Annotated in this window: 10 protein-coding genes; 7 read left to right on the top strand and 3 right to left on the bottom strand. The window is 74.3% G+C overall.

Going from position 1 to position 11,880, the window contains the following annotated elements:
- Window positions 1–268 precede the first annotated feature (268 nt).
- From SM793_RS29530 to SM793_RS29520, 3 genes are all read left to right on the top strand, one after another.
- A complete protein-coding gene (locus SM793_RS29530) occupies window positions 269–859 on the top strand; it encodes a 50S ribosomal protein L25/general stress protein Ctc (RefSeq protein ID WP_320441362.1) in 591 nt (196 codons plus the stop codon).
- A gap of 107 nt (window positions 860–966) precedes the next feature.
- Window positions 967–1,548 carry an aminoacyl-tRNA hydrolase gene (gene pth / locus SM793_RS29525; RefSeq protein WP_320441361.1) on the top strand — a complete coding sequence of 194 codons (582 nt, stop codon included), beginning with the start codon at window positions 967–969 and terminating at the stop codon, window positions 1,546–1,548.
- Between the two features lie 246 nt (window positions 1,549–1,794).
- Window positions 1,795–2,091: a hypothetical protein gene (locus SM793_RS29520; RefSeq protein WP_320441360.1), complete on the top strand. Its 297-nt coding sequence runs from the start codon at window positions 1,795–1,797 to the stop codon at window positions 2,089–2,091.
- Window positions 2,092–2,200: 109 nt separating this feature from the next.
- Here the strand turns inward: SM793_RS29520 and ppc are convergent, their stop codons facing one another.
- The gene (gene ppc, locus SM793_RS29515; RefSeq protein WP_320441359.1) at window positions 2,201–4,999 is read right to left on the bottom strand and encodes a phosphoenolpyruvate carboxylase; all 2,799 of its coding nucleotides are present in this window, start codon (window positions 4,997–4,999) and stop codon (window positions 2,201–2,203) included.
- Window positions 5,000–5,369: 370 nt separating this feature from the next.
- Between ppc and SM793_RS29510 the strand changes: the two genes are divergently transcribed.
- Entirely contained in the window at window positions 5,370–6,641 is a 1,272-nt protein-coding gene (locus tag SM793_RS29510; RefSeq protein ID WP_320441358.1) for a histidine kinase, read from the top strand.
- A gap of 82 nt (window positions 6,642–6,723) precedes the next feature.
- Here the strand turns inward: SM793_RS29510 and SM793_RS29505 are convergent, their stop codons facing one another.
- Complete coding sequence (locus tag SM793_RS29505) at window positions 6,724–7,275, bottom strand: SUKH-3 domain-containing protein (RefSeq protein ID WP_320441364.1); 552 nt, start codon at window positions 7,273–7,275, stop codon at window positions 6,724–6,726.
- An 82-nt stretch (window positions 7,276–7,357) separates the two neighbouring features.
- Window positions 7,358–7,822 carry a YwqJ-related putative deaminase gene (locus tag SM793_RS29500; RefSeq protein ID WP_320441357.1) on the bottom strand — a complete coding sequence of 155 codons (465 nt, stop codon included), beginning with the start codon at window positions 7,820–7,822 and terminating at the stop codon, window positions 7,358–7,360.
- Window positions 7,823–8,250: 428 nt separating this feature from the next.
- Between SM793_RS29500 and SM793_RS29495 the strand changes: the two genes are divergently transcribed.
- The 3 genes from SM793_RS29495 (at window position 8,251) to SM793_RS29485 (ending at window position 11,758) form a co-directional block, all read left to right on the top strand.
- The gene (locus SM793_RS29495; RefSeq protein WP_320441356.1) at window positions 8,251–9,519 is read left to right on the top strand and encodes a Gfo/Idh/MocA family oxidoreductase; all 1,269 of its coding nucleotides are present in this window, start codon (window positions 8,251–8,253) and stop codon (window positions 9,517–9,519) included.
- Window positions 9,516–10,496 carry an NAD-dependent epimerase/dehydratase family protein gene (locus tag SM793_RS29490; protein ID WP_320441355.1) on the top strand — a complete coding sequence of 327 codons (981 nt, stop codon included), beginning with the start codon at window positions 9,516–9,518 and terminating at the stop codon, window positions 10,494–10,496. Before SM793_RS29495 ends, SM793_RS29490 begins: the two co-directional genes overlap by 4 nt.
- A gap of 149 nt (window positions 10,497–10,645) precedes the next feature.
- Window positions 10,646–11,758, top strand: coding sequence for a DegT/DnrJ/EryC1/StrS family aminotransferase (locus SM793_RS29485; protein ID WP_320441354.1), 1,113 nt, complete (start codon window positions 10,646–10,648; stop codon window positions 11,756–11,758).
- The last annotated feature ends 122 nt before the right edge of the window (window positions 11,759–11,880 follow it).

Raw genomic sequence — 11,880 nt, 5'->3', positions numbered from 1 at the left:
GCCCCCGGGGCCCGGGGGGGGGGGGGGCCGCCGCCGATTTCGCGAGAGGCCGCGGTAGCGGTTAGACTCGTGAAACTGCTCGGCGAGGGATGCCGTGCGCCCGCTTCGCGGGTGCCCGATCCGTGATCGACGCGCTGCCGGCTCCGGTAATCCGGGCTTCCGGCAGAGTCGTTGCGCCGCCGAGTGACCCCCGTTATGAGGGTGTGGTCCCGGCGGTTTTTTCGCGTTGCCTGCACCCCCGCGCCAGCTTTTCACGAGGAGTGCAGTCGTGTCCGAGATCCGCCTTGCCGCCGAGTCCCGCAACGAGTTCGGCAAGGGTGCCGCCCGTCGCGCCCGCCGCGCCGGCTTCGTCCCCGGTGTCGTCTACGGCCACGGTCACGCGCCGGTTCACCTGAACCTGCCCAGCCACGACCTGATGATGGCCCTCAAGACCCCGAACGCCCTGCTGGTCGTGCCGATCGAGGGCAAGGACGAGTACGTGCTGCCGAAGGCCGTCCAGCGCGAGGCCATCAAGCGCACCATCGAGCACGTCGACCTGCTGCTGGTCAAGCGCGGCGAGAAGGTCACCGTCGAGATCCCGGTCCACACCGAGGGCGAGCTGGCCCCGGGCGGCAACCTGCTGGAGCACGTCCTCAACGCGCTGCCGATCGAGGCCGAGGCCACCCACCTGCCCGAGTCCGTGACCGTCTCGGTCCAGGGCCTGGAGGCCGGTGCCTCGATCACCGCCGGTGACATCGAGCTGCCCAAGGGCACCACGCTGGCCGTCGAGGCCGACACCGTCGTGCTGCAGGTCATCGGCGCCCAGGCCTCGCAGGCCGACGCCGACGCCGAGGCCGCCGAGGCCGGCGCCGAGGCCTGAGCCTCCCGCACCGTCCGACCGCTGCCCCGGCCGCTCCGTTCTGGAGCGGCCGGGGCAGCGGCGCGTCCGGGATGATGTCGACGAGCGAGAGCAAGAGGAGCGATGCGATGAGCGAGGACGCGTACGAGGGCCCCTGGCTGGTGGTCGGGCTGGGCAATCCGGGGGAGCAGTACGCCCGGAACCGGCACAACATCGGCTTCATGGTGGCGGACCTGCTGGCGCAGCGGATGGGTGCCAGGTTCAAGGCGCACAAGAGCCGCGCCCAGGTGGCCGAGGGGCGGCTGTCGGGCCGGCGGGTGGTCCTGGCCAAGCCGATGTCCTTCATGAACCTCTCGGGCGGCCCGGTGACCGCCCTGCGGGACTTCTACAAGGCGCCGGCCTCGGCCGTGGTGGCCGTCCACGACGAGCTGGACATCGACTACGCCACGCTGCGGTTGAAGCTCGGCGGCGGCGACAACGGCCACAACGGGCTGAAGTCGATCACCAAGTCGCTGGGCCCGGAGTACTACCGGGTGCGCTGCGGGATCGGCCGGCCGCCGGGCCGGATGGAGGTCGCCGACTTCGTGCTCAAGGACTTCTCCAGCACCGAGCGCAAGGAACTGGACTGGTTCGTGGACCGCTCGGCGGACGCGGTGGAGGCCCTGGTCACGGAGGGGCTGGAGCGGGCCCAGTCGACGTACAACTCCTGACCCGGGGTCATGAACGCTTCCGGCGCGGGGCGGAGGGCGGTCCGGCCGCACAACAGTCGTACAACTTCTGGCCGTTTAAACCTGATCAGGTGTGAGAAGTCCGGACGGATCGGATAGCGTCGGGCCCAGTACGCGAACGGGTCTGGGGAGTTCTCGATGCGGAGTTTGCGGCCGGTCCGGCGGCTTCGGCGGATCCGGGTGGTACAGCGGATCCGGGCGGTACGGCTGAGGAAGCTCGGACGACGGGTGGGCAGGGCCGGTGCACTGGGCACCGCGGGCGCGCTCGGCGCCGCCGGGGTGCTGCTGGGCGGGGCCGGTCAGGCCCACGCCGACCCGGTGTCCGAACCCGGACCGGGTGTGGTGTCCCCGGAACCGGTCTCGGCGCAGCTCGACCTGGACCTCGACCTCGATCTCGGCCCCGTGATCGGCGGCCCGGTCGGCGGCGACGCGGGCCTGCTGGCCGTCGGCGGCGGTCTGGTCGTGGCGGCCGGCGGTGCGGCCCTCTGGGTCAAGCGCCGGCGCGCGGGCGACCTGGGGGAGTGACGAAGAGCGGTGCCGCCACTGGCGGGGCCACCCGGACCACGAGGGCGAAGGGCCCCGCGGCGCGCGCCGCGGGGCCCTTCGGTGTTCCGGCGGGTCGCCCCGCGGCCGGTCAGCCGGTGTTGCGCAGACCGGCGGCGATGCCGTTGACGGTCAGCAGCAGCGCGCGGGCGCGCAGCGCGTTCTCCTGGCGGCCGGTGGCGGCCTCCTCGCGCTGCCGGCGCAGCAGCGCGACCTGGAGGTAGGAGATCGGGTCGAGGTAGGCGTCGCGGACGGTGAAGGTCTGCTTCAGCACCGGGTTGTGCTCCAGCAGCTCGCTCTCGCCGGTGAGGCGGAGCACCTCGCGCAGGGTCAGCTCGTGCTCGGCGGTGATCTGGTCGAAGACGTGGTGCAGTTCGGCGGGCACCAGCTGCTCGACGTAGTGGCGGGCGATCCGCAGGTCCGTCTTGGCCAGCGTCATGGCGACGTTGGAGAGGAAGTTGCGGAAGAAGTGCCACTGGCCGTACATCTCGTCCAGTACGTCGCCCAGGCCCGCCTCGCGGGCGGCGGCCAGGCCGGCGCCGACGCCGTACCAGCCGGGGACGATCTGGCGGGACTGGGTCCAGCCGAACACCCACGGGATGGCCCGCAGGCCGTCCAGGCCGGCGCCCGAGTCGGGGCGGCGGGACGGGCGGGAGCCCAGGTGCAGCGAGGCGAGCTGGTCGACCGGGGTGGCGGCGAAGAAGTACTTCGGCAGGTCCTCCTGCTCGACCAGGGCCCGGTAGGAGGTGTGCGCGGCCTCGGAGACGCGGTCCATGGCGGCGTCCCAGCGGGCCAGCTCCTCGGGGGCCTGGCGCGGGGAGGTGTGCAGCGCGGAGGCGGCCAGCGTGGCGGAGATGGTGAGTTCGAGGTTCTCCCGGGCCAGCGAGGGCAGCAGGTACTTGTCGGAGATGACCTCGCCCTGCTCGGTGACCTTGATCTCGCCCTCCAGGGTGCCCCAGGGCTGCGCCAGGATGGCCTCGTGCGAGGGGCCGCCGCCGCGGCCGACGGTGCCGCCGCGGCCGTGGAAGAGCCGCAGCCGGATGCCGTACCGGTGGGCGACGTCGCGCAGCCGGCGCTGGGCGCGGTGGATCTCCCACTGGGAGGTGGTGATGCCGCCGAACTTGGAGGAGTCGGAGTAGCCGAGCATGACCTCCTGGACGTCGCCGCGCAGCGAGACGAGCAGCCGGTAGGAGGGGTCGGACAGCATCTCGTCGAGGATCCGGTCGGCCTGCTGGAGTTCGTCGGTGGTCTCCAGCAGCGGCACGATGCCGATCTTGGCGATCCCGCCGTGCAGGTCGATCAGGCCGGCCTCGCGGGCCAGCACGGTGGCGGCGAAGACGTCGTCGGCGCCCTGGCACATCGAGATGATGTAGGACTCGACGATCTCGTCGCCGAACCGGTCGAAGCCCTCGCGGATGGTGGTGAAGACACCGAGCGTCTTGGCGCCGGCGGGGTCCAGCGGGGCGGGGGTGGGGGCGAGCGGGCGGCGCGAGCGCAGCTCCTTGGCGAGCAGCCGCTGGCGGTACTCGCGCGGCATGTCGGCGTAGCGCCAGGCCTCCTCGCCGAGCCGGTCGAAGAGCTGCCCGAGCGCGTGGTGGTGGGCCTCGGCGTGCTCGCGGACGTCCATGGTCGCGAGCTGCAGGCCGAACGCCTCGACGGTGCGGATGGCGCGGGCGAGCCGGCCGTCGGCGATCAGCTCGCCGCGGTGGGCACGCAGCGAGTCCTGGATCAGCCGCAGGTCGGCGACGAGCTCGCGGGTGCCCAGGTAGTCGCGGCCCGCGACGTGCGGGGTGCCGCCGGCCAGCCGCTCGCGGGTGTTCTCCAGCTTGAGCCGGATGCAGGTGGCCTTGAGCCGGTACGGCTCCTCGGCGTTCATCCGCTTGTAGCGGGGGCTCAGCTCGGGCAGCAGCGTGAGGTCGGCGTTGAGCGAGGCGAGCAGCTCGGGGGAGGCGCCGGCCAGCCGCTCCGAGGTGGAGAGGGTGCCGCGCAGGTCGTCGACGGCGGCGAGGGCGTCCTTGATGCCGTACTCGTGCTGGAGGTTGAGGACGTCCCAGGTGACCTGCGGGGTGACGTTGGGGTTGCCGTCGCGGTCGCCGCCGATCCAGGTGCCGAAGGTCAGCGGGCGGACGCCCTCGGGCAGCTCCAGCCCGACCCGGGCGAGTTCCTCCTGCAGCTCCTCCAGGACCTGCGGGACGGCGTCGCGGTAGAGCTCGTCCAGGTAGTAGACGGCGTTGCGGGCCTCGTCGGTGGGCTCGGGGCGGGCGATGCGCAGCTCGTCGGTCTGCCACAGCAGGTCGATCACCTCGGCGAGGCGGCGGTCGGCCTGGCGCCGGGCGGAGGAGGTGCGGGCCGGGTCGGCGTGGGAGAGGCCGGCGGCGAGTTCCTCGCGGTGGATGCGGTCGAGCAGCTCGCCGATCCGGCGGAGCTTGTTGAGGACGCTGCGGCGGGCGGCCTCGGTCGGGTGCGCGGTGAAGACCGGGCGGACGGCGAGGTGGGCCAGGGTGTCCTGGAGGTGCTTGGGGTCGGCCTCGGCCAGCTGGTCGGCGGTCTGCGCGAGCAGCGAGCCCTCGCGGGCGCGGCGGGTGGCGAACTCGCGGCCGCGGTGCACCTGCTCGGTGACGTTGGCGAGGTGGAAGTAGGTGGAGAAGGCCCGGACCAGCTTGGCGGCGGTTTCCAGGTCGATGTCGGAGAGCAGTTCGGCAGTGGCCTCGCCGTTGGTGCGGCTGAGCAGTCGGACCTGTTCGACCAGGCCGAGCAACTGGGGGCCTTCCTGGCGGACCAGGGTCTCGCCGAGCAGGTCGCCGAGGCGACGGATGTCCGCGCGAAGCGCGGCGTTGTCGGCGTCGACGGGGGTCGGGCTGTCCGCCGGGCTGGGGACCGGAGCGGTCACGGCTGGCTCCCTCGGGGTGGTGGGCTGTTCGGCAACGGCTCATCGTCACAGGGCCGTCCCGCGTGTGGCGGGTGTGACGCGTGCGGACCGCGCTGTCCGACGCGACCAGCATAGGTGTCGGGAGGTGCGCTGTCCGCGAAGTGGCCGGATGGCGGACAGCCATGCCCCGGTACCGTATGTGGTCTGGACCACTTGCGTTCCGGGGCGGGGTCGCCGGGAGGCGGCGGGGGGAGCGGTGCAGGAGCGGTCGGGAGCGGTGCGGGGGCGGTCGGGGGAGCAGTCGGGGGAGGCGTAGGGGGCTGCCGCCGCGGGGCGCGTCCGGCCGCGACCCGGTGGGGCCGCGGCCGGGGCGCGCCGTAGGCTGTGCGCCATGAGCAAGTCGCCTGGGGAGCGCGCGCGGGGCCGGTCGTCCTTCTTGTGGTGGCCGAGGCGGCGCAGCGCCCTCCTGGACGCCGGACTCGCCGCCGTGGCGGCGCTGGAGTGCGCGGCCAGCTCGGTCACCTACATCGGCGGCCGGGTCCACCTCGGCCTGGCGGCCGAGCTCGGGATCGCGCTGTTCGGCGCGATGGTCGGCGCCAGCCTGGTGGTCCGCCGGCGCTGGCCCGCCGTGCCGGTGGTGGTGGCGCTGATCGTGATGCCCGGGGTGCCCGGCATGGTGCTGCTGCTGGTGGCGATGTACACGCTGGCCGCGACCTGGGAGTGGCCCTCGCGCCGCCGGCGGGTGGTGGCGCTCTCCGCGCTCGCCTACGCCGAGACCGCCGGGGTGATCCTGCTCTCGATGGTCGACCCCGGCGATCCGACGATCGAGCAGCCGCCGTTCTGGGGTCAGCTGGTGCTGGCGCTGCTGGTGGCCGCCGGCGCGACCGTGGCCCCGGTGGTGACCGGCCTCTACGTCGGGGCGCGGCGGCGGCTGATCGAGTCGCTGAAGGACCGCGCGCACGGCCTGGAGACCGAGCTGGACCTGCTGGCCGAGCAGGCCAGGGAGCGCGCCCGCCGGGCCCGGCTGGAGGAGCGCACCCGGATCGCCCGGGAGATGCACGACGTGGTCGCGCACCGGGTCTCGCTGATGGTGGTGCACGCCGGGGCGCTGGAGCGGATCGTGGCCAAGGACCCGGAGCGGGCGGCGCAGAGCGCCAAGCTGATGGGCGAGGTCGGCCGGCAGGCGCTGAACGAGCTGCGGGAGATCCTCGGCGTGCTGCGGATGTCCGAGGACAGCGCGGTCGAGCCGGACTCGCTGACCGCGCTGCCGCGGCTGGTCGACCAGTCCCGGGCGGCCGGCATGGCCGTCACCCTGACGGTCAGCGGCAGCCGGCAGGAGTTCACCGGTGAGGCCGAGCAGACCGCCTACCGGGTGGTGCAGGAGGGGCTGACCAACGCGCACAAGCACGCGGGCGGGGCCCAGGTGTCCGTGCTGCTCGCGTACGCGCCGAACGGTGTGCGGGTCAGCGTGGTGAACGCCTGCCCCGGCGGCGAGCGGGCCGCGGCCGCGCTGCCCAGCGGCGGGAACGGGCTGGTCGGGATGCGCGAGCGGGTGGTCGCGCTCGGCGGCACCTTCTCGGCGGGGCCGGAGCGGGACGGCGGCTTCCGGGTGGAGGCGGTCCTGCCGTCCCGGCTGGCGGTCCGCCAGGACCGCCTGGTCTAGGGCGTGTCTTTCGGATCACGCCGGGCGGTCGCCGCCGGGATCCGAAAGACACGCCCTAGGCCCCCTACCGGCTCCTGTCGGATCAGCCGGCGTCCTCGGCGGTGCGCAGCCGTTCCGGGGCGGTGCCCAGGACCAGGGCGGAGATCGCCCGGTCGACGCTGTCGCCGAGGAACCACTCGCCGGTGTGGTCCAGGCTGAAGACCCGGCCCTCCTCGTCGATCGCCAGCAGCGCCTGCCCGTACGCCTCCTCGCCCAGCGGGGCGACCCGGGTGTCCAGGGCGCGGCCCAGGTCGGCCAGGGTGCGGGGCTGGTGCAGGCCGCACAGCGGGTCGAGCAGGAACGGGGTGCGGGCCAGCTCCCGTCCGGGGCCGGCCAGGTCGAAGGCGAGGCCGCCGAACTCGGCCCAGGCCTCCAGCGCCGCCGGGAACACCGCGTGCGGGACGCCCGTCGGGCCGCCGTGGCCGGCCAGCGTGTCGGCCCACTCCTCGGCCTGCCGGATCTGCCAGCGCCCGGGGTGCCAGCCGGCCGCCTTCAGCTCCGCGGCGACGTCGGCCGGGAAGCGCGGACGGGTCCGCGGCGCGGGCGCGGCGAGGGTGGCCGGCGGCGGGGGCGGGGGCGGGCTGGGCGGATTCAGGACGGGCTCCGGTGGTTCGGGGACGGGGGACGGTCGGGCGCGCCGGGCGGCCGGTGCGGGCCGGGGCGCGGCGGCCGGCGGCTCAGCCGGCGGCGGCCGGGCCGACCGCGACGCTCTGGACGGTGAAGTGCTCCAGCAGCGGTGCGCAGGAGCGGCACGGCGGAGCGTGGGTGCCGTGGGCGGGATCGTGCTCCTCGCGGATCCGGACCGTGGTCAGCCGGGCGCCCTTGAGCGCCTTGCGGGCCTCTTGCAGGCTCATCGGCTTGCGGGCCGCGCGCTTGGAGCGCCGGCCGTCCACCGCGGCCAGGTACTGGGAGAGCAGGACGGCCTCGGGGCAGCGCCCGGTGAAGCGCTCGCGCTGCTCCAGCGGCAGCGCGCCGAGGAACTCGCCGACCAGCGGGTGCAGGGCGGGGCCGCGGTCCGACTTGGCGCCGGCCAGGGTGTGCACCTCGCCGCCCTTCAGCGAGAGCGCGGCGGCGACGGCGGGCAGCAGGCTGTCGCGGTGGTGGCGCAGTAGTGGCGGTCCGGCCGGTTGCCCCGTGCTCATGGCGTCGTTCTCCTCCTCGTCTTCCCGCCGGCGTTCCCGTACGTTCTCCCGCTCGCCCTCCGCGTGGTGCAGGGGCCGACAGGGGTCAGCCTGTCAAACGACACTGACAACCGCACAACCGGGGTGCGGGGCAAGGCGGGTCGGACCAGGTCCGGGGGCCCGGCGGTGGACGGTCACGCGACGTTGGCCGGATCCGCACGGCATCGTCACGACTCGTCCCCGGGTTTCCCGAATCCGCCCCCGGGCGACTGCGGCGGCCGGTAGCGTTCCAGCAGGCGGGCCGAGGGGACGGACGGTCCGGTCGGGGTCGCCGGTGGACGTAGCAACTCCTGTGCCTGCCAAGGTCGTTGTGGTCGGAGGGGCTGGGGGGCCCGGGCCGGGCGCCGGTGAGCGGGTCCCCGGCTCCACACAGCAAGGGGGGTCTTGCGATGACTGACACGGAAACCGCCAACGAGGCGCCCGGCGAGCACGTACCCACACCCGGTGTGCCACCGCAGCCCGCACCGGAGCACCGGATCGGGATCGCGGTGGTCGGGGCCGGCTACTGGGGCCCGAACCTGGTCCGCAACGCGCAGCAGACGCCGGCGCTGCGCCTGCACTGGCTCTGCGACCTGGACGCGGCGAAGTCCCGCCGGGTGCTCGGCGAGTACAGCACCGTCCGGTCCACCACCTCCTTCGAGGAGGTGCTGGCGGACGAGCGGGTCGCCGCGGTCGCGGTCGCCACTCCGGCCGCCGCGCACTACCGGCTGGTCAGGGCGGCGCTGGAGGCCGGCAAGCACGTCCTGGTGGAGAAGCCGATCACCACCTCGGCCGCGGAGGCCGCCGAACTGGTGGCGCTCGCCGAGGAGCGCGGCCGGGTCCTGATGTGCGACCACACCTTCTGCTACACCCCGGTGGTGCGCCGGATCCGCGAACTCGTGCACGGCGGGGAGATCGGCGACGTCCAGTTCTTCGACTCGGTGCGGATCAACCTCGGGCTGGTCCAGCCGGACGTCGACGTGCTCTGGGACCTCGCCCCGCACGATCTGTCGATCCTCGACTTCGTCCTGCCGCCGGGCGTGGAGCCGGTCGGCGTCTCCGCCCAGGGCGCCGACCCGATCGGCGCCGGCCGGGCCTGCGTCGCCTACCTGACCGTCCGGCTGAGCAACGGCGCGCTGGCGCACTGCCACGTCAACTGGCTCTCGCCGACCAAGGTCCGCACCACCCTGATCGGCGGCTCGCGGCGCACCCTGGTCTGGGACGACCTCAACCCGCAGGCCCGGCTGGCGGTCCACGACCGGGGCGTGGACCTCACCCCGCCGGACGAGCTGACCGACGCGATCCGCCACCGGACCCTGATCTCCTACCGGGTCGGCTCGATGGTCGCCCCCGCCCTGGTCGAGCAGGAGGCGCTGCGCAATGTGATGGCCGAGTTCGCCGCCGCCATCACCGAGGGCCGGGCCCCGCTCACCGACGGCCGGTCCGGCCTGCGGGTGCTCCAGCTGCTGGAGGCGGCCTCGCTCAGCCTCGAACTCGGCGGCGCCACCGTCCCGGTCGGCGTCGGCGTCGGCGTCGACCCCGGGTCGTCCGGGCCGTCCGAGCCGCGCGTGCCGTCCGCGGGGCACGACCTGCCCGCGCGCCACGACCTGCCCGCCGGGCGTGACCTGCCCGGCACGTCCGCCATGTCCGAAGCTCAGGAAAGGGCCGCCACGCGGTGAACGCTGTACAGATCGAGGGCTCCCGCTGCCTGGTGACCGGCGGGGCCGGCACCATCGGCTCGACCGTGGTGGACCAGCTGATCGAGGGCGGCGCCCGCGAGGTGGTCGTGCTCGACAACTTCGTCCGGGGCCGGGAGGCCAACCTCGCGTACGCCCGCGGGACCGCCGCCCCCGGCCAGCTGCGGGTGGTGGACGGCGACATCCGCGACCGGGCCCTGCTGCGCGAACTCCTCGACCCGGGCACCGACCTGCTCTTCCACCTGGCCGCGATCCGGATCACCCAGTGCGCCACCGAGCCCCGGCTCGCGCTGGAGGTCATGGTGGACGGTACCTTCGACGTGGTCGAGGCCGCCGCCGAGGTCGGCGTCGGCAAGGTGGTCGCCTCGTCCACCGCCTCCGTCTACGGCCTCGCCGAGGTCTTCCCGACGCCCGAGAACCACCACCCCTACAACAACGACACCCTGTACGGGGCGGCCAAGGTCTTCAACGAGGGCCTGCTGCGCTCCTTCCACGCCATGTCCGGCCTGGACTACGTCGCGCTGCGCTACTTCAACGTGTACGGCCCCCGGATGGACGTGCACGGCCGGTACACCGAGGTGTTCATCCGCTGGATGGAGCGGATCGCCGCCGGACAGCCGCCGCTGATCTTCGGCGACGGGGCCCAGACGATGGACTTCGTCTACACCGAGGACATCGCCCGGGCCAACCTGCTGGCCGCCGCCGCGCCCGTCACCGACCAGGTCTACAACATCGCCAGCGCCGGCGAGGTCTCGCTGCGGGGCCTGGCCGACGCCCTGCTCACCGCCATGGACCGGAGCGACCTGGACGTCGAGCACGGCCCGGCGCGGGGGACCGCCGGCGGCGTGGTGCGGCGCCTCGCGGACATCGGTGCGGCCGAGCGCGACCTCGGCTGGAAGCCCGAACTGGGCCTCGACGAGGGGCTGCGCCGGCTGGTCGCCTGGTGGCGCGAGCAGTAGCCGCCGCTCCCGGCTCGCCGCCGCTCCCGGCTCGCCGCCGCTCCCGGCTCGCCGCCGCTCCCGGCTCGCGTTCGCGCCCGGCCGGGTGTCCCGTCCACCGATCACGTCCGCGCCACGTTCGGAGCCCTCCTGTGTCCAGCATCCCCGTCATGATCCCCTGGCTCGGCGAGGAGGAGGCCGAGGCCGCCGCCGAGGCGGTCCGCTCCGGCTGGGTGGCCCAGGGCCCCCGGGTCGCCGCCTTCGAGCGGGCCTTTGCCGAGCACCTCGGCGTCGAGCACGCCGTCGCGGTCTCCTCCTGCACCACCGCGTTGCACCTCGCGCTGATCGGCGCGGGCGTCGGCCCGGGGGACGAGGTGGTCGTCCCCTCGCTCTCCTTCGTCGCCACCGCCAACGCCGTCACCTACGTCGGCGCGGTACCGGTGTTCGCGGACGTCGACCCGGCCACCGGCAACCTCACCGCCGCCACCGTCGAACCACTGTTCACCGGGCGGACCAGGGCCGTGATCGCGGTCGACCAGGGCGGGGTACCGGTCGACCTGGACGGCATCCGGGCCGCCGCCGGGCCGCGCGGCATCACCGTCGTCGAGGACGCCGCCTGCGGCGCCGGCTCCGTGTACCGGGGCCGCCCGGTCGGCGCGGGGGCCGAACTCGCCGCGTACTCCTTCCACCCGCGCAAGCTGCTCACCACCGGCGAGGGCGGCATGGTCACCTGCCGGGACGGCGGACTCGCGGCCCGGCTGCGGCGGCTGCGCGAGCACGGGATGAGCGTCTCGGCGGCCGACCGGCACGCGGGGGCCGGCGGCGCGGGCGTGCTGGAGACCTACGACGAGATCGGCTTCAACTACCGGATGACCGACATCCAGGCCGCCATCGGCCTGGTGCAGCTGCGCAAGCTGCCCACCATGGTCGCCCGCCGGCGCGAACTCGCCGGCCGCTACCGGGAGCTGCTCGCCGGCACCGGCGTCCGGCTGGTCGACGACCCGCCGCACGGCACCACCAACTTCCAGTCCTGCTGGGTGCTGCCGCCGGACGGCGCCCCCGACCGGGCCGAGCTGCTGGCCCGGCTCGCCGAGGCCGGCGTCTCCGCCCGGCGCGGCATCATGGCCGCCCATCTGGAGGCCCCCTACCAGGGGACCGCCCGGGTCCCGCTGCCCGCCACCGAGCTGCTCACCCGGCGTTCGCTGATCCTCCCGCTGCACCACGCGCTGACCGAGGAGCAGCAGGACCGGGTGGTGGCCGCCCTGCGGTCCGCGCTCGGCTGAGCTCGCCACCCGTTCAGCTGCCTGCCTGTTCCGCTGCTAGCCCGCTCCGCCGACCCGCAGGTTCCGTGTGGACAGGTTCCGTGCGGACAGGTTCCGTACAGACAGGTTCCGTACAGACAGGT

The sequence above is a fragment of the Kitasatospora purpeofusca genome, assembly GCF_034043715.1.
Lineage (GTDB): Bacteria > Actinomycetota > Actinomycetes > Streptomycetales > Streptomycetaceae > Kitasatospora > Kitasatospora purpeofusca_A.
Note: the sequence above shows the minus strand (reverse complement) of the source record. Positions and strands in the feature narration are given on the sequence as shown.

Bases quoted from the DNA above. Each gene is read 5' to 3' on its own strand.
- pth (WP_320441361.1), top strand. From the start codon at position 967: ATGAGCGAGGACGCGTACGAGGGCCCCTGGCTGGTGGTCGGGCTGGGC.
- SM793_RS29510 (WP_320441358.1), top strand. From the start codon at position 5,370: ATGAGCAAGTCGCCTGGGGAGCGCGCGCGGGGCCGGTCGTCCTTCTTG.
- SM793_RS29500 (WP_320441357.1), bottom strand. From the start codon at position 7,822: ATGAGCACGGGGCAACCGGCCGGACCGCCACTACTGCGCCACCACCGC.
- SM793_RS29495 (WP_320441356.1), top strand. From the start codon at position 8,251: ATGACTGACACGGAAACCGCCAACGAGGCGCCCGGCGAGCACGTACCC.
- SM793_RS29485 (WP_320441354.1), top strand. From the start codon at position 10,646: ATGATCCCCTGGCTCGGCGAGGAGGAGGCCGAGGCCGCCGCCGAGGCG.